Below are 24,976 nucleotides of genomic sequence, written 5' to 3'. Positions count from 1 at the left end.
TCGACTGGTGGCATGGGGCGGCGGAGCGGCGTGTAGCGTGGCCGCGTGCTCGCCGCTCCTCGCCCGCTGCTGGCCCCTGCCCTGATCGCCGGGACGCTGGTCGTCGCCGCTCCCGCCTCGGCCGCCGCGCTGCCGCTGCCGTTGTCGTCGACGCTCCAGACGCGGGGCGCGACCACCGCGCGCTGCCACGCGCGGCTGGCCTCCGGACCGGGGATCGTGCGGCGCACCGTCGACGCGTCCGCCAACGCGCTGGTGGCCGCGCGCCTCAGCCGCGGGCGCGGCGACTGGGACCTGGGCGTGTTCGACGCCGCCGGCCACTCGCTCGGCGGCTCGGCCGTGCCCGGCACCGAGGACCTGGCCCAGGCGCCGGTCAGCGCGGCCGGGCCGGTCACCGTGCAGGCCTGCCGCCGGCGCGGCGCGTCGCACGCGGTGCACCTGACCGCCACCCTGGTGCCGATGGCCAGCTCGCGACGCGCGCGGCTGGTGGCGCGCCGGGCCGAGAAGGCCGACGTCCTGCAGGCCAGCGCCGCGCGGGCCCGCGCGACCCGGCGGGGCTCGCGACAGCGCTCGCCGGGCAACCTGCGCCTGCCCTCCGGTCGCCACAGCTACCGCCAGCTGCCCGACTACGAGGCCGACCTCAAGGCGCTGGCCACGGAGCACCCGGGCTCGGTCCGCGAGGTCGTGCTCCCCCACTCGACGCTGATCGGCCGCACGGTCGTCGGCGTCGAGATCGCCCGCGACGTGCGCCGCAGCGACGGGCGGCCGGTGATGCTCATCACCGGCCTGCACCACTCGCGCGAGTGGCCGTCGGGCGAGGTGACGATGGAGTGGGCGATGGACCTCGTGCAGTCGCTGGAGCGCAAGGACCCGCGGGTGCGCGGCCTGCTGGCCAAGGCGCGGGTGATCGCCGTCCCGGTGGTCAACCCGGACGGGTTCTTCCTGTCGCGCACGGTCGCCGGCACGTTCGAGTTCAAACGCAAGAACTGCCGCGTGGTCGACGGCCAGGTGCCCAGGCCGGGGCAGTGCGAGGCGGCGGCCAACGCCCGCCTCGGCGTCGATCCGAACCGCAACTACGGCGGCTTCTGGGGCGGCCCGGGTGCCAGCGTGGACCCGACCGACGACGCGTACCGCGGCGCCGGCCCGTTCTCCGAGGCCGAGTCGCAGAACATCCACGAGCTGATCGAGGGGCGCCAGGTGACGGTCGCGCTCTCCAACCACACCTACGGCAACCTGCTGCTGCGCCCGCCCAGCCTGCGCGACCAGGCACCACCCGACGCGGACGCGCTCAAGCGCCTGGGCGACGCGATCGCCGCGCCCGCGGACCTGCACAGCGAGCCCGCCTACGACCTGTACGACACGACCGGTGCGATGGAGGACTGGTCCTACTGGTCGACCGGCGGCCTGGCCTTCACGGCCGAGATCGGCGCCGACCAGGCCGATGACCCCACCGGGCTGATCGCCTTCCACCCGCCCTTCGCCCAGACGGTGGCCGCCTATCCCGGGCTGCGCGAGGGGTTCCTGCGCGCGCTGGCCTGGACCGCGGATCCGGCCAACCACTCGATCATCGACGGGCGCGGGCCGCGCGGCGCGACGATCGAGCTGTCGCGGGAGTTCCACACGTCGACGTCCCCGGTGCTGCGGTCCGACGGGCTGGCCGGGCCGGCGCTGACCTTCCTCGACCGGCTGCACTCGACGCTGCGCATCGGCGGCTCGGGCCGCTTCGCCTTCCACGCCAACCCGTCGACGCGCCCGGCCGCCATGGGTCGTCCCGGCCGCTCGGCGACCGGGCCGACGACCGCGCCGGTGGCGTTCGCCTCCCCGGGCACCACGACCTCGTTCACCTACACCCAGCCCGGCGCCAGCGACGCCCCGGCCAGCGCCCGCGCCGACTTCCCGTTCACGATCGCGCCGGGCGAGGACGACGCGCGCGCGACGGTCCGCATCGCCTGGGCCAACGCGGCCAACGACTTCGACCTGTACGTGTTCCGCGTGGCGGCCGACGGGACGGAGACGCTCATGGGCGCGTCGGGCCAGGCGGACACGACGTGGGAGCAGGCCGAGCTGGTCGGCGATCCGGTCAACTCACCGCTGCCCGCCGGCACCTACGTCGCGCGCGTGGTCGACTACGCGTCCACCGACAAGGCGTTCAACGGGCAGATCACGTTCGCGGGCCCGAGCGCGCCGGTGGCCGCGACGCCCGAGCGGTGGACGCTCACCTGCCGTGTGGGTGGTCGGGCCGTGGGGTCGACAGCGGTGCTCGTGGCGCGCGGTCAGCGCGTCGACGTCGGCGCGGCCTGCCGGTAGAGGAGCTCGTCCTCGATCCAGCGGGTGTGCACGTCGCCGGCGATCACGTCGGGGTGATCGAGCAGCTCGGCCACGAACGGCGCGGTCGTCTCCACGCCCTCGACCCGCAGGTGGTCCAGCGCGCCGCGCAGGCGCGCCAGCGCGGTGGCCCGGTCCTCGCCCCAGGCGATCAGCTTGGCCAGCAGCGAGTCGTACCAGGGCGCGACCGTCCAACCGGGGAAGCAGGCGGTGTCGACGCGCACGTAGCTGCCGACCGGCGCCGCCCAGCGCTCGAGGCGGCCGGGGCTGGGCGCGAAGCCGTCGCGCGGGCGCTCGGCGTTGATGCGCGCCTCGATCGCGTGGCCGCGCAGGCGCACCTCGGACTGGGCGAGCGACAGGCCGTCGCCGGCGGCGATGCGCAGCTGCTCGCGCACGATGTCGACGCCCGTGACCAGCTCGGTGACCGGGTGCTCGACCTGCAGGCGCGCGTTGACCTCCAGGAAGGACCAGGTGCCGCGCTCGGCGTCGACGAGGAACTCGCAGGTCGCGGCGCCGCGGTAGTCCAGCGCGCCGATCAAGGTCACGGCGGCGGCCCGGATCTCCTCCTGCAGCGCGCCGGGCAGGCCACTCGCGGGGCCCTCCTCCACCAGCTTCTGGTAGCGGCGCTGCAGCGTGCAGTCGCGGTCGCCCAGGTGGATCGCGCGGCCGGGCCCGTCGGCCAGGATCTGCACCTCGATGTGGCGGGCCCGGCGCACGTAGCGCTCCAGGAACAGGCGGCCGTCGCCGAACGCGGCCTGCGCCTCGGCGCTGGCCGCGCCCCACGCCGCGGCCAGCTGGTCGGGCTCGTCGACGCGGCGCATCCCGCGCCCGCCGCCGCCCGCCGACGCCTTGAGCAGCACGGGGTAGCCGATCTCCTGGGCCAGGCGCCCGGCGGCGGCGACGTCGTCCAGGACGTCCGAGCCGTCGCCCACGGCGATGCCCAGCTCGCGGGCCAGCGCCCGGGCCGTGGCCTTGTCGCCGGCCCGGCGCATCGTCTCCGCCGAGGGCCCGACGAAGGTGATGCCCGCGGCGGCGCAGGCCTCGGGCAGCTCCGGGCGCTCGGAGACGAAGCCGTAGCCGGGGTGCAGCGCGTCGCAGCCGGTCGCGTCGGCGGCGGCCACCAGCCGGCCGATGTCGAGGTAGGAGTGCTGCGGGCTGGCCGGCCCGATGCATACGGTGCGATCGGCCAGCTGGGCGGCCAGGCTGTCGCGGTCGGCCTCGGAGACCGCGACGACCGTCTCCAGCCCCTCGTCGACGCACGCGCGCAGGATGCGCACCGCAATCTCGCCCCGGTTGGCGATCAGGACCCTCCTCATGGGGCGGGAATCTACCCCTCGCGGTACACGTCGGCGGCGGCGCGATGGAACCCCTCGGGCAGGCCGGCGGCGGCGAACGTCCGGGCGATCTCCTCCATCTCGCCGACCCAGCGCCAGCCCTTGCGCTCGGCCGACGCGCGCCCCGCGGCCCAGCGCTCGTCCAGGCCGGGTTGCGAGCGGGCCTGCTCGGCGATCAGCGCCTCGCCGATCCCGAGTCGCTCGGCCAGCTCGCGCGTGGCCAGCAGCAGCGCGATCGAGCCCTTCGTCCAGGCCGCGTAGGCCATCTTCAGCGCGCTGGCCGCGGTCGGGTCGGGGCCGAGGTCGACCGTCTCCAGGCGGGTGCCGGCGAACAGCTCGGCGATGCGCGCCGGGCCCTCGCCCTCGCCCTCGCCCGACAGGAACAGGCGGGTCGTGCCGGCGCGCGTGGGCGGCGGGCCGACGATGCCGCCGTCCACGTAGTGCGCTGCCGCCGCCGCCACGGCGCGCGCGGTGGCGGGCGCGATCGCGTTGGCGTCGACCCACGTGCCGGCGTAGTCACGCGCGGCCTGCGCGGTCTCGATCGCCGCGTGCGGCGGCACGATGCTGAAGGTCACCTCCGCCCGGGCCAGCACGGCAGCGAGGTCGCCCACGTCGATCAGGCCGGCCTGTTCGGCCCGCCGCGCGGTCTGCGGCGACCGGCCGGACGACGCCCACAGCACCTCGTGGCCCGCGCCGGTCAGGGCCGCCCCTACCGCCGCCCCCATCTCACCTGGATGGGCAAGCCCAATGGTTGCCATGCGTGGGATTCTGGCGCTTCCGCGGAGGCGACGAGCCTCCACGGATCCTCTGGTGGCCCGATGACGGACAGCGTCCAGTACACCCTCAGCGTCCTGCGCGCCCGCGCGCTGCCGCGGGTCGGCGCGTCGGTGTAGCGGATCTGCTGGGCCGCGCTGACCGTCAGCTCGATGGTGATCCTCGGCGGCACCGCGTCACGGTCGATCGCCATGCAGGACCAGCGCTCCAGCAGCGCGTCGTCGAGCACGCGCCGACCATCGCCGACGCGCAGCATGGGTTCGGCCGCCGCAGCCAGTACGCGCCGGTTCAGCGCGGCCGGCTGCCCACGGGTGGCCTGGCTCCAGTCGTCGACCAGCCGCGCGAGCGTCGCGCCGATGAGGTCGGGCATGAACCGAGCATCCAGCGCCGCGGCCTCCAACAGCGTTCGCTCACCTCCGGTGGGCGGCACGGACGCGTGGGCGTCGAGGGCAGCCACCTCGCCCAGGCCGGCGCGCCGCAGCTCGGCCTCGTCGACGTCGGGAGCGGCGATCAGCGGTGACTCGAGCAGCTCCGTGGCGCGCGGATCGCCGTGAGCGGCCAGCAGCAGCCAGACGCCCGCGCGCCGGCCGAGCATCCACCGCTCGTCGAGCCTCTCGTGCCCACCCTGCTCGTATCGCGCCCGCCAGCGCACGCGCACGACGACGCGGTCCTCGTCCTCCCCCTCACGGTTGACGACCTGGAGGACGTCCACACGGAGCCGGGGGTCGACGCGGAACCCCGGGCCCAGGAACATGCGGCGTTCGGCCGCCCAGGCGCCCAGCTCGGGCGTCCATCGCATCGCGTCGGCGTCGCCCTGCTCGGCCAGCCGCAACAGCGCGGCCACGTCGTCGCGGATCCGGCCCGGCTCGAACGTCGGGTCCGTCAGCGCGGCGTCCAGGGCCGTGGCCGTCGCGCGGCGTGCTCGCCGGCGCACGCGGCGGGCGCGGACGAGCTCGCGCACACCGCCGCGGGCGGCGGCCACCCAGGTGCCCAAGACGCCGATCCCGACGGCGCCGACCACGATCACCGCTCCGGTGTCCATCGCGCAGTTCTACCCGAGCGCCGCGCCCTTCGTCCGATTGCACGGCCCACACAGGACCTGCAGGTTCTCGACGGTGGAGGCGCCGCCGAAGGCCACCGGGATCACGTGGTCGAACTGCAGCTCGAAGTCCGCGCCGCAGGCCACGCAGCGCCCGCCGTCGCGCTCCCACACGGCCTGGCGGACCGGGCGGGGCACGATGTCCCGCCGGCGCGGGCGCTCTTCGCCGGCCAGCGCGGCGTGGGCGCGCTCCAGGCGCCGGCGGCCCCGGCGCTCCCGCTCGCGCACGAGCGCGAGGACGTCGCCGCCGTGCAGGTCGTCGTCGGCCCACCAGAAGCGGTCCTCGAACCACCACAGGGCGCGCTCGCCCCGGCGCAGCAGCACCGCGGGCGCGACCGCCGCGCGGGCCTGCAGCTCGGCCACCGCGCGGCCGCTCCAGGTCAGGCCGACCGGCGCGCCGCCCAGCTGCAGCTCCCAGCGCCAGCGGCGGCGCGCGAAGCCGGCGTCTGTGACCTCTCGCAACATTCCCGCGACGCTATGTGGCGCTGTTGACGGGATGACAGCGCGCGTGCATTACCGTTGGCGGGCATGAGCGTCCCTGAGCGCGCGTGGAAGCTCGACGACCTGTCGCCGCGCAGCTACCAGCACCCGGCCGATCGCGCCGCCACCGCAGCGCTGCAGAAGGTCCCCTACCTCGACGAGGTGGTCAAGAAGCTGATCGCGCTGGGGTACGAGCGTGCGTTGCGGGCGGCGTCGCTCGGCGCCAGCGTGCGCCTGGGCCAGGAGCAGCTCCCGCACATCTGGGTGCTGCACCGCGAGGTGTTCAACGTCCTGGACATCGACGACGTGCCGGACCTGTACATGACGCAGATCCCCATCGCCAACGCGATGACGTTCGGGACCACCAACCCCGTCGTGGTGCTCAACTCGGAGCTGGTGCGGATCCTGCCCGCCGATGGCCACCGCGTCGTGTTGGCCCACGAGGCCGCCCACGTGCACTCCGGCCACGTGCTCTACCAGACCGCGCTGATCATCCTGCTCCAGCTCGGCACCTCCGTCGCTCGCCTGCCCTTCCTGGCCGGCCTGCCGCTGATGGCCATCCAGCTGGCGCTGCTGGAGTGGTTCCGCGGCGCGGAGCTGAGCTGCGACCGCGCGGCCGCGCTGGTCACGCGCGATCCCCAGCAGGTGTGCCGCACGCTGATGACGATCGCCGCCGGCGAGCAGGCCGACAAGCTCAACCTCGACGCGTTCGTCGCCCAGGCGATGGACTACGACGAGGGCGGCATGGGCCTGGACAAGCTCACCCGGATGATCCAGGACCTCCGCCTCACGCACCCGATGCCGGTCCGTCGTGTCAACCAGCTGCTGGCCTGGGTGCGCTCAGGCGAGTACGACCGCATCATCGCCGGCGAGTACATCCGCCTGGGCCAGGAGCCGCCCCTGCGCGAGGAGGCCGAGGCCGCCCGCGACCACTACAGCGCCCGCGTCGGCGACGCCTTCGCCCAGGCCGGCTCCTCGATCTCGGAGGTCGGACAACAGCTCGGCGACTGGCTCAACCGCCAGCGCCGCAGCGACGACGACGACGACACCCCCTAGGGGGGCGAAAGGGCGACGTGATCGCCCTTAGACGTCCATGAGACGTCTAACAGCGACCACGTCGCTTCCGAAGGACGCGCAGGTCGCGTGGGTCGCGGCCCGCCAGCACGGCGCGATCAGCCACGCGCAACTCGCCTCCGCCGGCCTTTCACAGACCGAGATCGACAGGCGCGTCGCCGCGGGCTGGCTGCACCGCGTCCATCGCGGCGTCTACGCCGTCGGCCACCCCGGTCTCACCCAACGCGGATGCTGGGCCGCCGCCGTCCTGTCGGGCGGCAACGAGGCCGCCCTGTCGCACCGCTCCGCCGCGGCCCTGTGGGGCATCTGGACCGACGGCGACCGCCCTGCGATCACCAGCAACGGCATCCGCCGACGCGGCGCGCCGGGCATCGACACCCACGCCGGACGCCTCCACCCCGGCGACACCATGACCGTCGACGGCATCCGCGTCACCAAGATCGCCCGCACCCTGCTGGACCTCGCCGAGGTCCTCACCGTCGATCAACTCGTCCAGGCCATCGACCAGGCCACCAACACCCGCCAGCTCCGCCCGACGCTGATGTCCTCGATGATCAAGCAGTCCCCAGGCCGCCGCGGGCTCAAGCCACTCAACCAAGCGCTGCTGATCACCCGCCCCCAGGACGTCCTGACCAGATCAGAGCTCGAACGCCGCGCCCTGAAGCTCATCACCAGAGCACGCCTCCCCAAGCCCGAGGTCAACACCAGGCTCCACGGCTACGAAGTCGACCTCCTCTGGCGCCCCGCCCACCACATCGCCGAGCTCGACGGCCGCGAGTACCACGACCCCGAACGCGACACCCGCCGCGACAACAACCTCCTGGCCCACGGCTGGACCACCAGCCGCTTCACCTGGCGCCAGGTCGTCAACGACCCCGACTGGGTCGTCGACTGCCTGACCACCTACCTCCGAAGCTGACTCGTGCCCTCTAGGCCGTTCCCGCCCGCGCGTCGACCAGCTCCTGGGCGGCGCGCATCTCGGCCTCCGGCGGCGCGGCGCCGTCAGAGAGGCCCAGGCCGGCGGCCACGCGCGCGCCGAGCTGCGGGTCCACCCGCGTCCAGTAGGCGATCACGCGCAGCTGCATCGGCGTGGAGACCTCGTCGGCGGACGCGTGCCCGACGATGTTGTCGACCAGCGCCCCGCGCTCGGTGTCGTCCATCACCTCGCGCACCAGCGTGCCCGGCTGGCCGAAGTCGTCGTCGTCGCGATGCTTCGCGTACGCGGTGCGGGCCAGCTCGCCCGCCTCGACGTCCCACCCGAACTCGCTCGCCCGCGCCGGATCGGCCTCCGGGCCGCCGAACGAGTTGGGCGCGTACACGGGCTGGTCGCCGCTGTGGTGGTAGGTCATGTGCCCGTCCTTGTTGTAGGAGTGGACCGGGCACTGCGGGCGGTTGATCGGCAGCTGCTCGTAGTTGGGGCCGATGCGGTGCAGGTGCGTGTCGTGGTAGCTGAAGATGCGGCCCATCAGCATCCGGTCGGGCGACAGGCCCGTGCCGGGCACGAGGTTGGACGGGTTGAAGCTGGCCTGCTCGACCTCGGCGAAGAAGTTCTCGGGATTGCGGTCCAGCACCATCCGCCCGACCTCGATCAGCGGGTAGTCGCTCTTGGGCCACACCTTGGTCAGGTCGAACGGGTTGAAGCGGTAGTCGGCGGCGTCGGCGAACGGCATCACCTGGACGGAGAACGTCCACTCCGGCGCGTCGCCGGAGGCGATCGCCTGGTGCAGGTCGCGGCGATGGTGGTCGCCGTCCTCCCCGGCCATCGCGGCCGCCTCGTCGTCGGTCAGGTTGGCGATGCCCTGGTTGGTGCGCACGTGGTACTTGACCCAGAAGCGCTCGCCGCCCGCGTTGATCCACGAGTACGTGTGGCTGGAGAAGCCGTGCATGTTGCGCCACGTCGCCGGGATGCCCCGGTCGGACATGAGGATCGTCACCTGGTGCGCGCTCTCGGGCGACAGCGTCCAGAAGTCCCACTGGATCTCGTTGGAGCGCAGGCCGGTGTCGGGCAGCCGCTTCTGGCTGTGGATGAAGTCCTGGAACTTCGACGGATCCCGCACGAAGAAGACCGGCGTGTTGTTGCCGACCATGTCGAAGTTCCCGTCCTCGGTGTAGAACTTCAGCGCGAAGCCGCGCGGGTCGCGGACCGTGTCGGGGAAGCCCTGCTCGCCGGCCACCGTCGAGAAGCGGGCGAACATGTCGGTGCGCTGGCCGACGCTCCCCAGGAACGCGGCCTTGGTGAACTCGGTGACGTCGTTGGTCACCTCGAAGAAGCCGTGCGCGCCGCCGCCCTTGGCGTGGACGACGCGCTCGGGCACGCGCTCGCGGTTGAAGTGCTGCATCTTCTGCACGACGTAGTGGTCGTGCAGGGCGATCGGACCGGCCGGGCCGACGGTCAGCGAGTGCTCGTCGCTGGCGGCAGGGATGCCCGAGTCGGTCGTGGTGTGCGGGCGACGGGGATCGGTCATGCCCCCGCGCTACCCCGCGCGGCAGGCCTCCACTCAGGCCGACGGCAGCTTGCGCGCGCGCCGGGCGATGCCCTTCCAGGCGTCGCCCTCGGAGGTGAGCCGGGCGGCCGCGTCCTGCACCGTCCAGCGGCCCGGCGCGAGCTGGGGATCGTCGAGCTCGGCCCAGTGGATGGGCATGGCCACCGGCGCGCCCGGGAGCGGCCGCACGCCATAGGGCGCGACCGCGTGCTGGGCGTAGTTGATGCGGTTGATGTCGACGTAGATGCGCGCGCCGCGATCGGCCTTGCGCCACTGCAGCGTCAGATGGTCGGGGTCGTCTTCGACCATCGCCTCGGCCACCGTGCGCGCGTAGGCGTGCACCGCGCCGAAGTCCGGCCCCCGGCGCAACGGGCAGGTGACGTGGATCCCGCGCGAGCCGGTGACCATCGCGAAGGTGACCAGGCCCGCGTCGCGCAGTCGCTCTCCGGCCGCGCGGGCGGCGGCGCGGACGTCGGCGAACGTCGCCCCGGGCGATGGGTCGAAGTCGAGGATCAGGCGGTCCGGCTGGTGGGGCTGGTCGTAGCGCGACAGCCACACGTGCGGCGTGATCACGTTCTGCCCGGCCAGGAACACCAGCGTGGCCGCGTCGTTGGGCAGCACCTGGACGTTCGTGCCGCCCTCCTTGTCGACCTCGGCGCGGGCGATCCAGTCGGGGAAGTGCGAGGGGATCTTCTTCACGAAGAAGCCCTTGCCGTCGATGCCGCCCGGGAAGGTCTGCAGGGCCAGCGGCCGATCGCGCACCAGCGGCACCATCGCCTCGGCCACCGCGTCGTAGTGGCGGGCCAGATCGAGCTTGCTGATCGGCGGATCGCCGAACAGGTTCTTCTCGGGATGGGTGATGGCGATCGAGCGCCGACCGACCCGGATCGTCTCCGGCTCGCTCACGTGTGCTCCCGGACGACGTCGCGTGCCGCCTTGTCCTCGCGCAGGCCGAGGAAGCGCGGATGGCGCAGGCGCCCGTCGCGCGTCCATTCGGTGAACCCGACCTGGGCGACCAGCTGGGGCGTGACCCAGGTGACATGGCGCTCCTTGATGCCCGCGGCGTCCGCGAACGGGGCGGTCTGCCGGGCCAGCTGGTTCAGGCGCGCGCCGAGCTCGTGCAAGGTCTCGGTGTCGAACCCGGTGCCGACCTTGCCGGCGTAGACGAGCGCGTCGCCGTCGTAGACGCCGAGCAGCAGCGCACCGAAGTCGGTGCGCGCGCCCTGCGGCGCGGTGAAGCCGCCGATGACCAGCTCCTGGCCCTGCGCGCACTGGAACTTCAGCCAGTCCTTGGAGCGCGTCTCGCGGTACGGGCTGTCGGCCCGTTTGGCGATGACGCCCTCCCAGCCCTCGCGGCAGGCCTCCTCGAAGAACGCGACCCCGTGCTCGTTGCGATGCGCGGTCAGCCGCAGCGCGCCGTCGTAGGCCAGCGCGTCGCGCAGCAGGCGCTTGCGCGTGCGCAGCGGCAGCTCGCGCACGTCGTGGCCGTCGAGCCACAGGATGTCGAACACGTACAGGTAGACCGGCACCGGATGGTGCCCGCGCCCGGCCAGCGCGGCGAAGCTCGTCTGGCCGTCGCGATCGATGGCCACGACCTCGCCGTCCACGACGAACCGCTTGGCCTCCTGGGCGTCGAGCGCCTCGGCCACCTCGGGGAAGCGCCCGTTGAGCGACAGGTCGTTGCGCGACAGGAGCGTCGTGGCCCCGCCGTCGCGGATCGCCACGCAGCGGATCCCGTCGAGCTTGCGCTCGTAGATCCAGGCCGGATCGTCGAAGCGGTCGTCGGTCAGGACCGCCTTCATCGCGCCCGCCTTCACCGGCGCGGGCGCCAGCGGCGCGTCGTCCAGGGCGGGATCGGCCATGCCCGGCACCGTACCCTGGCGCGGAGATGTCGACCACCCGGGAGATCGAGACGCCACACGGCCCGGCCCGGGCGCACCTGCACCTCGTCGACGGCGCCCCGCGCGCCGGGCTGGTGCTCGGGCACGGCGCGGGCGGCGGGGTCGGCGCGGCCGACCTGCTGCTGGCCACCTCGGTGGCCGTCGAGCTCGGCGTGTCGGTGGTCCTGGTCGAGCAGCCCTATCGCGTGGCCGGGCGCAAGTCGGCGGCACCCGCGGCGCAGCTCGACACCGCCTGGGCCGCCGTCCTGGCCGCACTGCGCGCCGACGAGCTGGCCGGGCTGCCGGTGGTCACCGGCGGGCGCTCCTCCGGGGCGCGCGTGGCCTGCCGCACGGCGCAGGCGACGGGTGCGGCCGGCGTGCTCTGCCTGGCCTTCCCCCTACAGCCCGCGCGCCGGCGGGCCAGCGGCGAGCAGGCGCCGTCGCGCCTGCCCGAGCTGGAGGCGGTCCCCGTGCCGATCCTCATCGTCCAGGGCGCCAACGACCCGTTCGGCGTGCCCGCCGCCGCGCCCGGCCGCGAGGTCGTGGTCGTCGAGGGCGACCACGCGCTGCGCAAGGAGCGCCCGGCGATCGCCGCCGCGATCGGCGGCTGGCTGGGCACGGTCGTCTAAGGACCGGCCAGCGCCAGCAGCCGCTGCGCCGCCACCGGCGCCTCGCGGCCCTTGACGTGCAGCAGCCCCAACGGCTCCAGCTCGGCGCCATCGAGCTGGCGGGCCGTGTCCGGTCCCACCGCGACGCCGCCCACCGGGGCCTGGGCCTCCAGCCGCGCGGCCAGGTTCACCGCGTCGCCGATGACCGTGTGCGTGCGCCCGCCGCCCGCGCCCAGCACGCCGACGAGCGCGGGGCCGCTGTTGACGCCGACCCGGAAGCGTGGCCAGTCCGGGTGCGCGGCCGCGACCTGCCCCGCCGCCTGCTGGATGGCCAGCGCCGCTCCGGCCGCTCGGCGCGCGTGGTCGGGCTGGTCGCCGCGACGGTTGAACGTCGCCATCAGCGCGTCGCCGATGATGCGGTCGATCTCGCCGCCGTAATGTCGGACGACCGGCGGCACCGTCTTCTCGAAGTAGGCGTTGAGCATCTCGGAGACCTCCAGCGGCGAGCGGTTCTCCGAGAACGCCGTGAACCCCTGCAGGTCGGCGAACACCACGCTGATCTCGCGCTCGCCCGCCGACGTGCGCGTCAGGTACAGATCGCTGAAGCGCTCCTCGTGCCACTCCCGGTGCGCGCCCCAGCCGACCAGCGCGAACGCGGCCAGCATCAGCCCGTGCCACTCCCACCAGGTGGTGTGCCAGTTGCGCGCCACCGCGATCGCCACCATCGCCTCGGCCAGCAGGACGAAGGCCAGCAGCATCAGCACCAGCAGCGCGGAGGGCCGTCGGCGCACGAGCCGCGCGTAGCGCACGACCGCGATGCCGTACAGCGCGCAGCCCAGGACGGCGAGCGCGACCAGCGCTCCGGACAGCTGCTCGGGCGTGTCGGTGACGTGAAACGGCGGCAGGTCGGCCAGCGACGCCGTCCCCCAGAGGAGCATCACCGCGAGAAGCGCCCGGCGCAGCAGGTGCGCGCAGCGCATCGTGGCGCGGTCGACCGTCGACAACGCCGCGAACCCGGCGGCGATGAGCAGGCCCAGGGGCGTGGCCAGCGCGAAGCCGGCGTTCCAGGTGTCGAGCACGACGCCGGGCGTGGCCAGCGCGTGCAGGCCCAGGAATCCGGAGGCCGACAGGAAGGCGAGGCTGACCAGACACACGCGTGCGTCGCCGCGGCGCTGGGCGGCGACATCGGTGGCGTAGGCGAGCACCGCGCTGAGCAGGGCCGCGGTGGCGACCAGCCAGAAGTGCGCGCGGTGGTTCTCCCACACCATCTCCAGGTGCGGCTGCGCGCTGAGCAGCCCCAGCCCGGCGGCCGGCAGCGCCAGCATCACCGCGACCGATCCGTTGCGAAGGAGCGAGCGCACGCCGCTCAACCGCCCTGCGCCAGCAGCGGCGCGCTCGCGTGGTCGAGGCGGTCGTGGACCTGGCTGACGACGACCGAGCCCTCGCCGACCGCCGAGGCGACGCGCTTGGTCGATTGCGCCCGCACGTCGCCCACCGCGAACACCCCGGGCAGCGTGGTCTCCAGCGCACAGGTGCCGTCGGGCGCGCCCGCCGCCTCGGCCTCGTGCCCGGTGAGGACGAACCCCCACCGGTCGCGGGCCACCGACTCCGGCAGCCAGTCGGTGCGTGGGCGCGCCCCGATCAGGACGAACAGGCCGGCCGCGTCGCGGGTCGCGGCGGCCCCGACGACGTCGTCGTACAGCGTGATGCGCTGCAGGCGCCCGTCGCCGTCGGCGCCCACCACGCGCGACTGCACGCGCACCTCGAGGCGGTCCGTCGCGGCGATCTCGTCGATCAGGTACTGGGACATCGTCGCGGCCAGCGCCGGACCGCGGACGACGAGCGTGACGTGCGCGGCGTGGCGGGCCAGGTGCAGCGCCGCCTGCCCGGCCGAGTTCCCGCCGCCGACGACGAACACCGGGCGCCCGGCCATCGCCCGCGCCTCGGAGACCGAGGCGCCGTAGTACACGCCCGCGCCCTCCAGCTCCTGCAGGCCGGGCGCGGTCAGCCGCCGGTAGCGCACGCCGTTGGCCAGCACCACGGCCCGGGCGCGCACCTCCAGACCACCGGTCAGCTCGAGCACGTGGCCGTCGCCGTCCGGGTGCAGGGCCAGCGCCTCGCGCATCAGCACGAAGCGCGCGCCGAACACCCACGCCTGCTGGTAGGCGCGCTGGGCCAGCTCGGCCCCGCTGACCCCGCGCGGGAAGCCGAGGTAGTTGCGGATCAGCGAGCTCGAACCGGCCTGCCCGCCGATCGCCTCGCGCTCCACGACCAGCGTCCGCAGCCCCTCCGAGGCGGCGGAGACGGCGGCGGCCAGGCCGCCCGGCCCGGCGCCCAGGACCACGAGGTCGAACGCGCGATCCCCGGCCAGGTCGGTGGAGACGCCATACACGCCGGCCAGCTCGGCGTTGGAGGGATCGACCATCGCCTGGCCGTCGTAGCGCACGACCACCGGCCGCTCCTCGCCGGCCAGCGCGCACTGCTCCAGGAGCGCGCGGCCGGCCGCGGACGCGGACGGCAGGTAGGCGTGCGGCACGCCGTTGCGCGTCAGCAGGTCGCGCAGCTCGTGCGCCCGCGGCGAGACCTCCGCCGCGACGAGCGTCAGCTCCTTGAGCGCGCCGTTGGCCCGCGCGTACTCGTGCAGGAACTCGGCGATCGTGCGGTGGAACTGCTCGTCGCGCTCGCGCCAGGGCTTGAGCACGTAGTAGTCGATCTGCCCCAGCGACATCGCGCCGAGGATCGCCTCGGCGGTCGGGCGGTCGCCCCACATGCCCCAGCCGACGAGCAGGCCTCGCTTGGCCTGCGGCACCAGCGCGCCCGCGCGGGCCAGGAAGTCGGCGCCGTGCAGGCCGGGCAGCCACTGGTCGGCCAGCACGAGCGCGACCTCGCGACCGGCGTCGCGCCAGTGCGCGAGCGCGTCGAGCGCGGCGCCGGGTGAGCGCTCGCCCACGATCTCGTAGTCGGAGGCGTAGCGGCGGTCCAGCTCGGCGACGGTGCGGCCGAGGGCCGCGGCGTCGTCGTCGAGCACCAGCAGAACGGGAGCGGTGGTCGTCGTCATGGGGCGCACGCTGGCGCGTGCGCGCTACCGCACCGCTACCGCGTGCCTACCGCCGCGGCGGCCACGGCCGCCGCCTCCCGCAGGTCCATCGTCTGATGGCCCTCCTCGAAGCCGGCCAGGCGGGTGGCCAGCGCCGCGCGCGCGGCGCCGGCGGCCCGCCCGCGCAGTAGCCGGGCGAGATCCGTCGCCGCGCGCAGGGCCAGCAGCCGCGAGCCCTGGTCGTCGGCCAGCGCGATGGCCGCGCGCAGGTCCGCTTCGGCGGCCAGCGGGTCGTCGCCGTTGGTGGCGGCCCGCAGCCGCAGCAGCTCCGGCTCGTAGTGGCGCGAGCGCGCCGCGCGGCCGAGCGCGAGCGCCTCCTCGATGGCCGCGTCGGCCGCGCCCGGCTCGCCGCCGCGCAACCGGGCCTGGGCCAGCAGCGCCAGGTAGTAGGGGTCGTCCATGCGCGCGCCGGTCTGGCGCGAGGCGGCCAGACCGGCCACGATCTCGGCGGCGCCCCGGGCGGGCTCGCCCAGCTCGGCCAGCGCCCACCCACCCAGCACCCGACCCATCGCCTCGCGGTAGGCGTAACCCAGCTCGCGCGCGGACGCGGTGGTGTCCTGCGCCCAGCGCAGCACGTCGTGGGGCTCGCCGCGGCAGGCGTGCAGGACGGCCAGCTGCGCGGTCGCGGTGGCCCGCGCGTACAGGCGGCTGGGATCGCCGGCCAGCGCGTGCGCCAGCCGCGCGCGCTGCAGCGCGCGCTCGGGAAAGCCCAGGAACCACAACGCCAGCCCCGCCCAGTCCTGACAGGCGACGCCCGCGTTGTCGCCCATCGTGGCCGGGAACGTCGAGTACTGCCCGGCGTCCTCGCCGCCGGCGGCGAACAGCGCGTTGCCCAGCTCGGCGTGCTTCAGGGCGCGGGCGAACGCGCCCTGGTGGAACAGGCTGCAGGCCAGCAGCTCCTCGGCCTCCAGGTGGGTCGCGCGATCGAGCTCGGGCGCGCGGCGCAGGCACTCGTCGGTCAGGTCGTGGGCACGCCCGACCTCGCCGCGGACCTCGCACAGCGTGGCCAGCGCGAGCAGCACCGCGACCAGCGGCTCGTTGTCGGCCAGGCCGGCGGCCGCGACGCGCGCGTCCAGCAGCGCCTTCTCGGCGGCCGGTGACGACCAGCCCTCGATCGCCACCGTGGCCTGGCCGATGCGGGCCAGCAGCTCGACCTGCAGGCGCGTGCGCTCGGCCCCTTCGGGCAGCTGCGCGGCGGCCGCCAGCGCGGCGCGAAGGTGTTGGACGCCCTCGGCGGCGGCGCTGCGCGCGAACGCGCGGTCCGCGGCGACGCGCAGGAAGCGCACCGCGTTGGCCGGGTCCGCTCCGGCGACGTAGTGGTGGGCCAGCTCGGCGGCGTGCTCGCCCGCGGTCGCGCCGTACGCGCGCTCCAGGTGGGCGCCCAGCCGCGCGTGCAAGGCCACGCGCCGCCGGGGCGCGAGCTGATCGCGGAACACCTCGCGCTCGAGGTCGAACGCGAAGGCGATCCCCTGTGCATCGGCGCGCAGCAGCCGGGTGGTGCGGGCCAGCTCGACGCACCGGGCGCGCACGTCGTCGGGTGGGCGCTCCAGCGCGTCGGCCAGTGCCATATGGTCGATGCGCGACCCGGCCAGCGCCGCGGCGCACAGCAGCTCGCCGTCGTCGGGGCCCAGCGCGGCGAGCTGGTGCTCCAGGTGACCGCGCAGCGTGTCGGGCACGCCGACCTCCAACGCGTCGGGCGCGACCGTCAGCCGCGCCGCGCCGTCGGCGGTGGGCGCCAGAACCCCCGCAGCGGACCAGTCGTCGAGCAGCACGCGCGCGAACAGCGGATGGCCGGCGCTGCGCCGGGCCAGCGCCGCCGTGACCTCCGGGGGCGCGCCGCCCGGGAACCGCTGGGCCACCAGCTCGCCCACCTGCTCGGCCGCCCACCGCCCGAGCACCACCTCGGCGCCCAGGCCGTGCAGCTGCAGCTCGGCGGCCAGCGCCTGCACCGCCGGGGCGCCGACGCCGGGCACGCTGGGTCGAAACGAGGCCAGCACCAGCAATCGGGCGGGCGGGCGCCGGCGGGCCAGGGCCCCCAGCGCGTCGATCGTCGGCGCGTCGGCCCACTGCAGGTCCTCGAGGGCCAGGACCACCGGCTGCTGCTCGGCCAGCGCCTCGACGACGGCCAGCAGCTCGCGCAGCATCCGCTCGCGCGTGGTTCCCCGCACGCGCCGCTCCAGCACCCCCAGCTCGGCGTCGTCGACCAGCCAGGGCATCTGCATCAGCCAGGTGGGCGCGCGCCGGCTGAGCAGCTCGACCACCGACGGCTCGCGGGCCAGGACGCACAGCGCATCCAGGAGCGGCAGGTACGGCTCGCCGGGCCCGCTGTGCTCGATGCCCTGCCCCAGGCCGACCAGCGCCCCCTGCGCGCCGGCCTCGGCCAGGAACGCGTCGAGCAGCGCGGTCTTGCCGGAGCCCGGCTCGCCTCGGATCGCGACGACCTGGCGGCGCCCGGCCGTCGCGCCGGCCAACGCCGCGCGCAGCGTGTGCAGCTCGGCCCCGCGGCCGATCAGCAGCGTCGGTCCCGCGCCGGCCACGCCGTCGGGCTCGCTCAGCGTCGCGTCCTGCTCGAGGATCCGCCGCTCCAGCTCGCGCGTCTCGCGCACCGGGCGCAGTCCGACCTCCACCAGGTGCGCGGCCAGCGTCCGGTAGGCGGCCAGGGCGTCCACCTGGCGCCCGCAGCGGTACAGCGCGACCATCAGCGCGCGCACGACCTCCTCACGCATCGGCTCGGCGGCGACCAGCGGCGCCAGGGCGAGCGCCGCGTCCTCGTGGCGCTCCAGCGCGACCAGCGCCTCGGCCCGGGCCAGCTCGGCCTGCCGCCGGCGCTCCTCCAGCTCGCGCGCCTCGACGCGCGCCCCGCCGCGCTCGGCCAGCTCCGTGTAGGGCGTGCCGCGCCACAGCGCCAACGCCTCGTCCAGTCGCGCCAGCGCGCGCTCGGGCGCCAAGCCGGCCGCCTCCTGGACCGCCTGGGCGAACCGCACCGCGTCGACCTGCTGCGGATCGATCGCCAGCCGGTAGCCGCCGGCGTCGCGCAGCAGCAGCCGCGAGGGCGCGCCGGACGGGCGATCGGGCTCCAGGAACCCACGCAACCGGGCCATGCGCACGCTCAGCGAGCGCGACGCCGTCGCGCGCGACGCGTCGTCCCAGGCCACCTCGAGCAGCGCGTCGGCGCTGACCGTCGCACCGGGCACGACGAGCAGCCGGGCGAGGATCGCCCGCTCCTTGGCGCCCTGAGGCGCGCGCGCCTCACCGGCGCGCTCCACCTGCACCGGGCCCAGCACGCGGAAGCGCACCAGGCGACCATACCGGCGCGCCGGTTGGCGCGCTGGCGCTCACACCTTCGTCTTGCTCCACTCCGCCTTGTGGACCTTCTTGGCCGCCTGGTACTCGGCCAGCGCGTCGAGCGAGTCGACGCCGCCGAGGGTCGGGTGCCAGGGCACGAGCGGCTGGGCCAGCTCGACGCCGTACTGCAGCGCCAGGACCGCGCCCAGCGACTTGACCTTCATGTCGCCGAAGCCGGGCAGGTCGGCCAGGTTCGCGCGCAGCTCATCGGTGGTGGTGGCATCGGTCCAGACGCGCGCCGCGTCGCCGTCGTAGCGGTCGCGGATGTGGACGGCGAGCTCGTGCACGCGCTGGGCCATCGCGCCCGGGAAGCGGTGGATGGCCGGGCGCTCGCGGAAGATCGGCTCCAGGTCGGCCGCGGCGATCGCGGCGGCGTCGAGCGTGCCCAGGCGCTCCTGGAGGGCCAGCGGTCCGGCGAAGGCCTTCTGGACCGTCACCTGCTGGTCGAGCGCGAAGCCGATCAGCAGCGCCATGGGGTCGGCCGCGTTGAGCGCGTTGGCCGGATCCGACTCGGTGAAGTACAGGCGGTCGGGCATGCGCGAAACCCTACCTCCGCAGGAAATGCCCGAACTTGGGCGAAAGTCGTGATCGCCTCTTGCAATCCGAAGCTCGTTTGGTGTTTCATGAGGCATGTGAGCCCCAGGTCGGAAGGGGCCACGGACGGAATCACCGTCCACGCAGGGGGATCGACGTCCTCTGTCACCGGAAAGGCCTCGCTCGCGGGGCCTTTCGTCGTCTGGCGGCCGCTACCGGCGCGGCAGCAGCGCGGCGGTGCCGACGATCACCATGCCGGCCACGACGGCGGCCAGCAGGTAGGGCCCCAGCCAGTGGTGATGGCCGCGGCTGTCCAGCGCGATCAGTCCCGCGGTCTCGGCCCCGATCAGCATCACCACCGCGTACACGGCGCCGATCCGCCGGCCGAAGCGGATCATCGCCACGATCACGCGGTCGCCGGGCGTCTCGGACTCGTCGAACTCCTGCGGGTGGCGCTCGTTGAGGCTCAGCAGCCGCGTCTCCAGGGCCAGCGCCAACAGCAGGAACGGGATGATCTGGACCGCCGCGTTGAGGAAGTCGGAGTCCAGCCGGTCGGGCGTGGCCAGCGCGCACACGAGGAACGCGATCACCCCCAGGATCAGCGGCAGCGACTCCAGCAGCGCCCGCCAGACGCTGCGACTCGACGACGTGGCCATCGCCGGGCAGCATGGCGACGGCACCGGTCGTAGCCTGCGGCGCATGAGCACCGACGTCACCTTGCACCAGGACGCGCACCGCTACGTCGTCACGGTCGACGGCCAGACCGCCGGCTTCCTGCAGATCCGCGATCGCCCAGGCCTGATCGCCATGATCCACACGGAGGTGGAACCCGCCTTCGAGGGCCGCGGGGTCGGCTCGACGCTGATCGCCGCCGCGCTGGACGACGCCCGCGCCCGCGGCCTGGCGGTGCTGCCGTTCTGCCCGTTCGTCAACGCCTACATCGGGCGCCACGCGGAGTACCTGGACCTGGTGCCCGAGCAGTACCGCAAGGCGTTCGGGCTCTGAGCCCGAACTTGTGCATCGGATTGTTGACAAAGCTGTGCGCGACTGGAACAGTCGAGCCGTCGCTCAATCCGAGGAGGAGAGACCTTTGGACCGCATCCTGGCCACCCACGTCGGCAGCCTGATCCGGCCGCCCGAGCTGCTCGAGCTGCTGGGCCCCAAGGAGCGGGGCGAGCCCTACGACGAGGCGGCGCTCGAGGCCGCGACCAAGGCGGCGGTGGACGACAACGTCGCCCACCAGGCCGAGGTCGGCATCGACGTGATCTCCGACGGCGAGATGGGCAAGGCGTCGTGGATCACCTACCTGTACGAGCGCGTCAGCGGGCTGGAGACGCGCATGGTGCCGTTGGAGGGCACGAGCATCCTGCCCCCCAGCCGCGACCGCGACAACTTCCCGGGCTTCTACGCCGAGCTCGATGCCGAGTTCGAGCACGAGAACCGCGAGAGCATCGGCGGCCAGGACGCCGAGCCGAAGGCGCCGGAGGCCCAGGTGTGGGTCTGCACCGGCCCGCTGACCTACGACCCGACGGCGCTGCAGGCCGACATCGCGCGCTTCAAGGCGGCGCTGGAGACGGTCGACGTGGTCGACGGCTTCCTGCCGGTCGTCGCGCCCGCCAGCGCCTACTGGCTGCGCAACGAGCACTACGAGAGCGACGAGGCCTTCGTCTTCGCGCTGGCCGACGCCCTGCACGACGAGTACCAGGCGATCGTCGACGCCGGCCTGATCCTCCAGGTCGACGACGCGGTGATGATGCACGAGGCCGACTCGATCATGGCCACGGGCGGCTCGTGGGAGGACTACCGGCGCTGGGCCGAGCTGCGCGTCGACGCGCTCAACCACGCGCTGCGCGGCCTGCCCGAGGACCGCGTGCGCTACCACGTCTGCTGGGGCAGCTGGCACGGCCCGCATGCCTACGACCCACCGCTGAAGGACGTCGTCGACCTGATCCTGCGCGTCAACGCCGGGCAGTACGCGATGGAGCAGGCCAACGCCCGCCACGAGCACGAGTGGCAGGTGTGGGAGGACGTCAAGCTGCCCGACGGCAAGAAGCTCATCCCGGGCGTGGTCACCCATCACACCAACGTGCTCGAGCACCCCGAGCTGGTCGCCCAGCGGCTCACCCGCCTGGCCGGCGTCGTCGGCCGCGAGAACGTGCTGGCCGGGACCGACTGCGGCTTCGCGCAGGGGTCGTTCGTGCGCCGGGTGCATCCCGAGCTGCAGTGGGCCAAGCTGCAGGCGCTGGCCGAGGGCGCGCGCATCGCCTCGCGCGAGCTGTGGGGCGCCGCCGCGGTCGTCTAACCGAGCGCCGAGGCGCGGGGCGGCTCGATTCCTCCAGCCGCCCCGAGCGCCGCGGCCACGTGGTCCAGGTGGTCGCGCATGGCCCGCTCGGCCGCGTCCGGATCCCCGGCCACGATCGCCGCGACGATCGCCGCGTGCTCGCGGGCGGAGAACGACGGGCGTCCCGGCAGCAGGATCGTGCGGAACTGGAAGCGCACGGTCTGGGACTTCAACCCCCGCACCAGCCGCTGCATCGTGTGGTGGCCGGACAGCTCGATCACGCGGGCGTGCAGGCGCGCGTTGATCTCCGACGCGCCCAGCAGGTCCTCGCGCTCCAGCGCCGCGCGCTGCTCGGCCAGGATCGCCTCCAGCTCAGAGGCTTCCGCGTCCGTGCGCTTCAGCGCGGCGTGACGCGCGGCCAGCCCTTCCAGGACCGCGCGCGTCTGCAGGATCTCGACGGCCTCGCGCTCGGACACGTGGCGCACCCGCGCGCCGCGATGCGGCTCGCGCTCGACCAGGCCCTCGTGCTCGAGGCGCAGAAGCGCGCTGCGCACCGCCCCGCGGGGCAGGCGGAACATGCTGCTGACGTCGGCCTCGACCAGGCGCTGGTTGGGCGCCAGCTCGCCGTGCACGATCGCCTCGCGCAGTCGCAGGTATCCAGCCGAGTCGTTTGAGTCGCGCTTCGCTGGCATCCGTGTCCGCTGTCGAACCTACTGCGGAAACGAGACAGAGTGCGTGTCCGTGAACGCCAAGATGCCCTCGTCCCCCATCTCGCGGCCCATGCCGCTCTGGTTGAAGCCCCCGAACGGCGCGCGGTCGTCCAGCCACGGGGCGTTGTGCGCGTTGACGAACGTCGTGCCGGTGCGCAGCCGCGCCGCCACCCGTCCCGCGTGCTCGGCATCCGCGGACCACACCGACGAGCACAGCCCCGACCACGTGTCGTTGGCCGCGGCGATCGCGGTCTCCTCGTCGTCGAACGGGATGATCGGCAGCGTCGGGCCGAACTGCTCCTCGGTGACCACGCGCGCGTCGGCCGCGGGGTCGAGCACGAGCGACGGGCGCAGGAACTGACCGCGGGCGAACGCCGCCTCGTCGACCGGATCGCCCAGCTCGCGCACCTCGGCGCTGTCGCGGACCTCGTCCAGCAGCCCGCTGACGTACTCGCGCTGGCGCTGGCTGTGCAGCGGGCCCATCGTCGCCTCGGCGTTCAGACCCGGGCCGATCTTCTGGCCGCCCAGCGCGCCGCTCAGGCCTTCGACGATCGTGTCGTAGTGCGAGCGGTGCACGTACAGGCGCTTCATCGCCATGCACACCTGCCCGGTGGTCAGGAACGCGCCGACGAACAGCTTGCCGATCGTCTCCTGCGTCACCTCGGCGTCGGCCAGCACGAGCGCGGGGTCGTTGCCGCCGAGCTCGAGCGTCACGCGGGTCAGGTTCTCGGCGGCCATGCCCATGATCCGCTTGCCCGCGCCGACGCTGCCGGTGAAGCCGACCTTCCGCACGCGCGGGTCCTGGATCAACACCGGGCCGAGCACCGCGTCCTGGCCACTGAGCACGTTGAGCACGCCCGCCGGCAGCTGCGCGGCGATCAGCTCGACGGTGCGCACGAACGACAGCGGCGTCGTCGGCGGTGCCTTGACCACGACGGTGTTGCCGGCGACCAGCGCTTGGGGCACTGACGCGGCCAGGATGGCCAGCGGCCAGTTGAACGGGACGATCAGCGAGACGACGCCGAGCGGCAGGTAGGCGATCTGCGTGCGAAACGGCGGCGCCGCCAGCGTGCGGCCCGCGGCGACGACGTCGGCCAGGCCGGCGGCCAGCTCGAAGCGCCCCTCGAGCACGTGCATCTCGATCTCGCACTCCGAGCGGACCTTGCCGTTCTCGCGCGACAGCAGCTCGACGCGCTCGTCGTTGTCGGCGGCCAGCGCGCCCAGCGCCGCTCGCACCTGGTCGGCGCGCGCGTGGGCGCCCAGCGCGTCCCAGGCCGGGAACGCCGCGTGCGCGGCGGCGACCGCCGCGCGGGCCTGGTCGGCGGTGGCGTCGGCCGCGTAGCCGACGATCGCTGCGGGGTCGGCCGGGTCGCGCACGGCGAAGTGGTCCGCCCCGTCGATGTGCGCGCCGCCGATGTAGAGCCCGGTCCGCAGATCGGAGCCGGAAAGGATCTCGGTCACGTGCGTCAGGGTGCCAGGGAGCGGGTTCGCTGGCAAGCCGTCAACGAGACTTCGCCGAAGATTGTTGACAATCTCTTGCACGATACGGTTGAATCGCCGCCGGGCTCCAAGCGCAACGCGAAGGAGGAGAGAGAGTGGTCTCACAGTCTCTGAGGGGATGGCTGGGGGTCGCTGCGGCGATCGTCGTGCTGGGTGCGGCCGGATGTGGGTCATCCGACGAATCGAGCACAACGGCGGGCAGCACGTCCGCACCCGCCGCCGACACCGGTGCCAGCACGACCGCGGACACCACCGCGGCGGACACCACCGCGTCGACCGACGCAGACTCCGGCGGGGCCGGAGCGGACTCGGTCACCGACTACGCCGCCTACGTGGGCGGCAGCGGCAAGGCCGATCCGAGCAAGTCGCCGGTCACCATCGGCTGGGTCAACCAGCAGGGTGGCCAGGAGGTCATCGGCGCCGCCGCGACCGACGGTGCGGACTTCGCCGTGAAGGCGATCAACGACCTGTACGGCGGCATCGACGGACACCCGGTCGTGCTGAAGAAGTGCTTCATCAAGAGCGCCGAGGAAGAGGGCACGACGTGTGCCCAGCAGCTCGGCAACGACTCGGCGGTCAAGGTCGTCGACATGGGCGGCGTGGCCACCGGCATCCAGTCGTTCTACTCGTCGATCGACAAGCCGGTGATCACCGGCGTGGCCGTCACCCCGGTCGACGGCACCCAGAAGTGGGGCACCGTGCTGTTCGGCGACGCCGCGCACGTGCTCGGGCCGATGGGCACCTACGCCCGCGACGTCCTGAAGGCGAAGTCCGCGGCGATGGTCTACCCGAACACCTCGGGTGTCCGCGAGGGCGCGGCCGCGATCACGCAGGCCATGAAGGACGCCGGCGTGCCGGCCAAGGGCGTCGGCTACTCGCAGGGCCAGACCGACCTGGTGGGGCCGCTGACCGCGGCCAACGCGCAGTCGGCCGAAATGGTCGTGCCCTACAGCGACGCCTCGGGCTGCGTCAACCAGGCCAAGGCGCTGCAGCAGCTGGGCATCACGGACAGCAAGAAGATCGTGTCCGCGCCGCTCTGCCTGAACCCGGACGTGGCCGCCGGCCTCGGCGGCGACTACCCGCTGTGGACCTACTCGATCGCCAGCTCGCTGTACGGCGATCCGACGGACAAGAGCATGGCCGTGTACATGAAGCTGGCCGACCAGTACAAGATCAAGGCGGCCCCGGACCCCTGGGTGATCGTGTCCTTCGGCGTCGTGATGTCGACGGCGAAGCTGCTCAACGAGGTCGGTCCCGACGCGACGTCGGACGACATCCTCAAGGCGGCGCGGGCGTTCAAGGGCCCCGTGGTCCTGGGCGCACCGGAGCTGGCCTGCGGGAAGTACCCCGACGCCCCGGCGATCTGCAACGACCGCGCGCAGTTCTTCACCTACGCCGGGAAGGGCAAGTTCGACAAGGCGGCAGGCTGGCTGAGCCAGCCGACCGGCTGATCGC

General features: G+C 74.0%; 21 protein-coding genes. 7 read left to right on the top strand and 14 right to left on the bottom strand.

The window, feature by feature from the left end:
• The first annotated feature begins 45 nt into the window (after positions 1-45).
• Positions 46-2,304: a M14 family zinc carboxypeptidase gene (locus ACZ5UI_RS03315; protein ID WP_464194192.1), complete on the top strand. Its 2,259-nt coding sequence runs from the start codon at positions 46-48 to the stop codon at positions 2,302-2,304.
• Here ACZ5UI_RS03315 and ACZ5UI_RS03310 read toward each other — a convergent pair.
• From ACZ5UI_RS03310 to ACZ5UI_RS03295, 4 genes are read right to left on the bottom strand one after another with little or no spacing between them, the layout of a single operon-like run.
• Positions 2,271-3,638 carry an acetyl-CoA carboxylase biotin carboxylase subunit gene (locus ACZ5UI_RS03310; RefSeq protein ID WP_464194190.1) on the bottom strand — a complete coding sequence of 456 codons (1,368 nt, stop codon included), beginning with the start codon at positions 3,636-3,638 and terminating at the stop codon, positions 2,271-2,273. The two genes, ACZ5UI_RS03315 and ACZ5UI_RS03310, sit on opposite strands and share 34 nt — an antisense overlap.
• Before the next feature lie 11 nt (positions 3,639-3,649).
• The gene (locus ACZ5UI_RS03305) at positions 3,650-4,381 is read right to left on the bottom strand and encodes an NAD(P)-dependent oxidoreductase (protein ID WP_464194188.1); all 732 of its coding nucleotides are present in this window, start codon (positions 4,379-4,381) and stop codon (positions 3,650-3,652) included.
• The gene (locus tag ACZ5UI_RS03300) at positions 4,366-5,472 is read right to left on the bottom strand and encodes a hypothetical protein (RefSeq protein ID WP_464194186.1); all 1,107 of its coding nucleotides are present in this window, start codon (positions 5,470-5,472) and stop codon (positions 4,366-4,368) included. The genes ACZ5UI_RS03305 and ACZ5UI_RS03300 overlap by 16 nt, the downstream gene beginning before the upstream one ends.
• A 9-nt stretch (positions 5,473-5,481) precedes the next feature.
• On the bottom strand, positions 5,482-5,991 hold the full coding sequence (locus ACZ5UI_RS03295; RefSeq protein ID WP_464194184.1) for an HNH endonuclease: 510 nt from the start codon (positions 5,989-5,991) through the stop codon (positions 5,482-5,484).
• 66 nt (positions 5,992-6,057) lie between these two features.
• Between ACZ5UI_RS03295 and ACZ5UI_RS03290 the strand changes: the two genes are divergently transcribed.
• Both ACZ5UI_RS03290 and ACZ5UI_RS03285 read left to right on the top strand, forming a co-directional pair.
• Entirely contained in the window at positions 6,058-7,065 is a 1,008-nt protein-coding gene (locus ACZ5UI_RS03290; protein WP_464194182.1) for a M48 family metallopeptidase, read from the top strand.
• 37 nt (positions 7,066-7,102) lie between these two features.
• Positions 7,103-8,002, top strand: coding sequence for a type IV toxin-antitoxin system AbiEi family antitoxin domain-containing protein (locus ACZ5UI_RS03285; protein WP_464194180.1), 900 nt, complete (start codon positions 7,103-7,105; stop codon positions 8,000-8,002).
• Positions 8,003-8,012: 10 nt separating this feature from the next.
• On the opposite strand, the gene ACZ5UI_RS03280 is transcribed toward ACZ5UI_RS03285, so the two are convergent.
• From ACZ5UI_RS03280 to ligD (ACZ5UI_RS03270), 3 genes are read right to left on the bottom strand one after another with little or no spacing between them, the layout of a single operon-like run.
• The gene (locus tag ACZ5UI_RS03280; protein WP_464194178.1) at positions 8,013-9,548 is read right to left on the bottom strand and encodes a catalase; all 1,536 of its coding nucleotides are present in this window, start codon (positions 9,546-9,548) and stop codon (positions 8,013-8,015) included.
• Between the two features lie 33 nt (positions 9,549-9,581).
• Positions 9,582-10,472, bottom strand: a complete 891-nt coding sequence (ligD, locus tag ACZ5UI_RS03275; protein ID WP_464194176.1) for a non-homologous end-joining DNA ligase — start codon at positions 10,470-10,472, stop codon at positions 9,582-9,584.
• Positions 10,469-11,428, bottom strand: coding sequence for a non-homologous end-joining DNA ligase (gene ligD, locus ACZ5UI_RS03270; protein WP_464194174.1), 960 nt, complete (start codon positions 11,426-11,428; stop codon positions 10,469-10,471). The genes ligD (ACZ5UI_RS03275) and ligD (ACZ5UI_RS03270) overlap by 4 nt, the downstream gene beginning before the upstream one ends.
• A gap of 26 nt (positions 11,429-11,454) precedes the next feature.
• Between ligD (ACZ5UI_RS03270) and ACZ5UI_RS03265 the strand changes: the two genes are divergently transcribed.
• Complete coding sequence (locus ACZ5UI_RS03265) at positions 11,455-12,075, top strand: alpha/beta hydrolase family protein (RefSeq protein WP_464194172.1); 621 nt, start codon at positions 11,455-11,457, stop codon at positions 12,073-12,075.
• Here ACZ5UI_RS03265 and ACZ5UI_RS03260 read toward each other — a convergent pair.
• The 5 genes from ACZ5UI_RS03260 to ACZ5UI_RS03240 all read right to left on the bottom strand — a co-directional run bounded on the left by ACZ5UI_RS03260 (position 12,072) and on the right by ACZ5UI_RS03240 (position 19,686).
• Positions 12,072-13,415 (bottom strand): adenylate/guanylate cyclase domain-containing protein, encoded by a 1,344-nt coding sequence (locus ACZ5UI_RS03260; RefSeq protein WP_464194170.1) that lies wholly within the window; start codon positions 13,413-13,415, stop codon positions 12,072-12,074. The two genes, ACZ5UI_RS03265 and ACZ5UI_RS03260, sit on opposite strands and share 4 nt — an antisense overlap.
• Before the next feature lie 5 nt (positions 13,416-13,420).
• Complete coding sequence (locus tag ACZ5UI_RS03255) at positions 13,421-15,112, bottom strand: NAD(P)/FAD-dependent oxidoreductase (RefSeq protein ID WP_464194168.1); 1,692 nt, start codon at positions 15,110-15,112, stop codon at positions 13,421-13,423.
• Between the two features lie 35 nt (positions 15,113-15,147).
• Positions 15,148-18,447: an ATP-binding protein gene (locus tag ACZ5UI_RS03250; RefSeq protein ID WP_464194166.1), complete on the bottom strand. Its 3,300-nt coding sequence runs from the start codon at positions 18,445-18,447 to the stop codon at positions 15,148-15,150.
• A gap of 39 nt (positions 18,448-18,486) precedes the next feature.
• Positions 18,487-19,032 carry an HhH-GPD-type base excision DNA repair protein gene (locus ACZ5UI_RS03245; RefSeq protein WP_464194164.1) on the bottom strand — a complete coding sequence of 182 codons (546 nt, stop codon included), beginning with the start codon at positions 19,030-19,032 and terminating at the stop codon, positions 18,487-18,489.
• 210 nt (positions 19,033-19,242) lie between these two features.
• The gene (locus ACZ5UI_RS03240) at positions 19,243-19,686 is read right to left on the bottom strand and encodes a hypothetical protein (protein WP_464194162.1); all 444 of its coding nucleotides are present in this window, start codon (positions 19,684-19,686) and stop codon (positions 19,243-19,245) included.
• A 43-nt stretch (positions 19,687-19,729) separates the two neighbouring features.
• On the opposite strand from ACZ5UI_RS03240, the gene ACZ5UI_RS03235 reads away from it, so the two are divergent.
• Both ACZ5UI_RS03235 and ACZ5UI_RS03230 read left to right on the top strand, forming a co-directional pair.
• Positions 19,730-20,035 (top strand): GNAT family N-acetyltransferase, encoded by a 306-nt coding sequence (locus tag ACZ5UI_RS03235; protein ID WP_464194160.1) that lies wholly within the window; start codon positions 19,730-19,732, stop codon positions 20,033-20,035.
• An 85-nt stretch (positions 20,036-20,120) separates the two neighbouring features.
• A complete protein-coding gene (locus ACZ5UI_RS03230; RefSeq protein ID WP_464194158.1) occupies positions 20,121-21,332 on the top strand; it encodes a cobalamin-independent methionine synthase II family protein in 1,212 nt (403 codons plus the stop codon).
• Here the strand turns inward: ACZ5UI_RS03230 and ACZ5UI_RS03225 are convergent.
• Together ACZ5UI_RS03225 and ACZ5UI_RS03220 are read right to left on the bottom strand one after the other, a co-directional pair.
• Positions 21,329-22,003, bottom strand: a complete 675-nt coding sequence (locus ACZ5UI_RS03225; protein ID WP_464194156.1) for a GntR family transcriptional regulator — start codon at positions 22,001-22,003, stop codon at positions 21,329-21,331. The genes ACZ5UI_RS03230 and ACZ5UI_RS03225 overlap by 4 nt on opposite strands.
• A gap of 18 nt (positions 22,004-22,021) precedes the next feature.
• Positions 22,022-23,482, bottom strand: a complete 1,461-nt coding sequence (locus ACZ5UI_RS03220) for an aldehyde dehydrogenase family protein (RefSeq protein ID WP_464194154.1) — start codon at positions 23,480-23,482, stop codon at positions 22,022-22,024.
• Between the two features lie 134 nt (positions 23,483-23,616).
• Here ACZ5UI_RS03220 and ACZ5UI_RS03215 point away from each other — a divergent pair, with 134 nt between their 5' ends.
• Complete coding sequence (locus ACZ5UI_RS03215) at positions 23,617-24,972, top strand: ABC transporter substrate-binding protein (RefSeq protein WP_464194152.1); 1,356 nt, start codon at positions 23,617-23,619, stop codon at positions 24,970-24,972.
• The last annotated feature ends 4 nt before the right edge of the window (positions 24,973-24,976 follow it).

This window comes from Conexibacter sp. JCM 18997, assembly GCF_055391915.1.
Note: the sequence above shows the minus strand (reverse complement) of the source record. Positions and strands in the feature narration are given on the sequence as shown.

Excerpts from the sequence above, each read along its gene's own strand:
- ACZ5UI_RS03235 (WP_464194160.1), top strand. The coding sequence starts at position 19,730 with ATGAGCACCGACGTCACCTTGCACCAGGACGCGCACCGCTACGTCGTC.
- ACZ5UI_RS03265 (WP_464194172.1), top strand. The coding sequence starts at position 11,455 with ATGTCGACCACCCGGGAGATCGAGACGCCACACGGCCCGGCCCGGGCG.
- ACZ5UI_RS03300 (WP_464194186.1), bottom strand. The coding sequence starts at position 5,472 with ATGGACACCGGAGCGGTGATCGTGGTCGGCGCCGTCGGGATCGGCGTC.
- ACZ5UI_RS03310 (WP_464194190.1), bottom strand. The coding sequence starts at position 3,638 with ATGAGGAGGGTCCTGATCGCCAACCGGGGCGAGATTGCGGTGCGCATC.
- ACZ5UI_RS03305 (WP_464194188.1), bottom strand. The coding sequence starts at position 4,381 with ATGGGGGCGGCGGTAGGGGCGGCCCTGACCGGCGCGGGCCACGAGGTG.
- ligD (WP_464194174.1), bottom strand. The coding sequence starts at position 11,428 with ATGGCCGATCCCGCCCTGGACGACGCGCCGCTGGCGCCCGCGCCGGTG.
- ACZ5UI_RS03285 (WP_464194180.1), top strand. The coding sequence starts at position 7,103 with ATGAGACGTCTAACAGCGACCACGTCGCTTCCGAAGGACGCGCAGGTC.
- ACZ5UI_RS03255 (WP_464194168.1), bottom strand. The coding sequence starts at position 15,112 with ATGACGACGACCACCGCTCCCGTTCTGCTGGTGCTCGACGACGACGCC.
- ACZ5UI_RS03290 (WP_464194182.1), top strand. The coding sequence starts at position 6,058 with ATGAGCGTCCCTGAGCGCGCGTGGAAGCTCGACGACCTGTCGCCGCGC.
- ACZ5UI_RS03245 (WP_464194164.1), bottom strand. The coding sequence starts at position 19,032 with ATGCCCGACCGCCTGTACTTCACCGAGTCGGATCCGGCCAACGCGCTC.
- ACZ5UI_RS03225 (WP_464194156.1), bottom strand. The coding sequence starts at position 22,003 with ATGCCAGCGAAGCGCGACTCAAACGACTCGGCTGGATACCTGCGACTG.
- ACZ5UI_RS03240 (WP_464194162.1), bottom strand. The coding sequence starts at position 19,686 with ATGGCCACGTCGTCGAGTCGCAGCGTCTGGCGGGCGCTGCTGGAGTCG.
- ACZ5UI_RS03280 (WP_464194178.1), bottom strand. The coding sequence starts at position 9,548 with ATGACCGATCCCCGTCGCCCGCACACCACGACCGACTCGGGCATCCCT.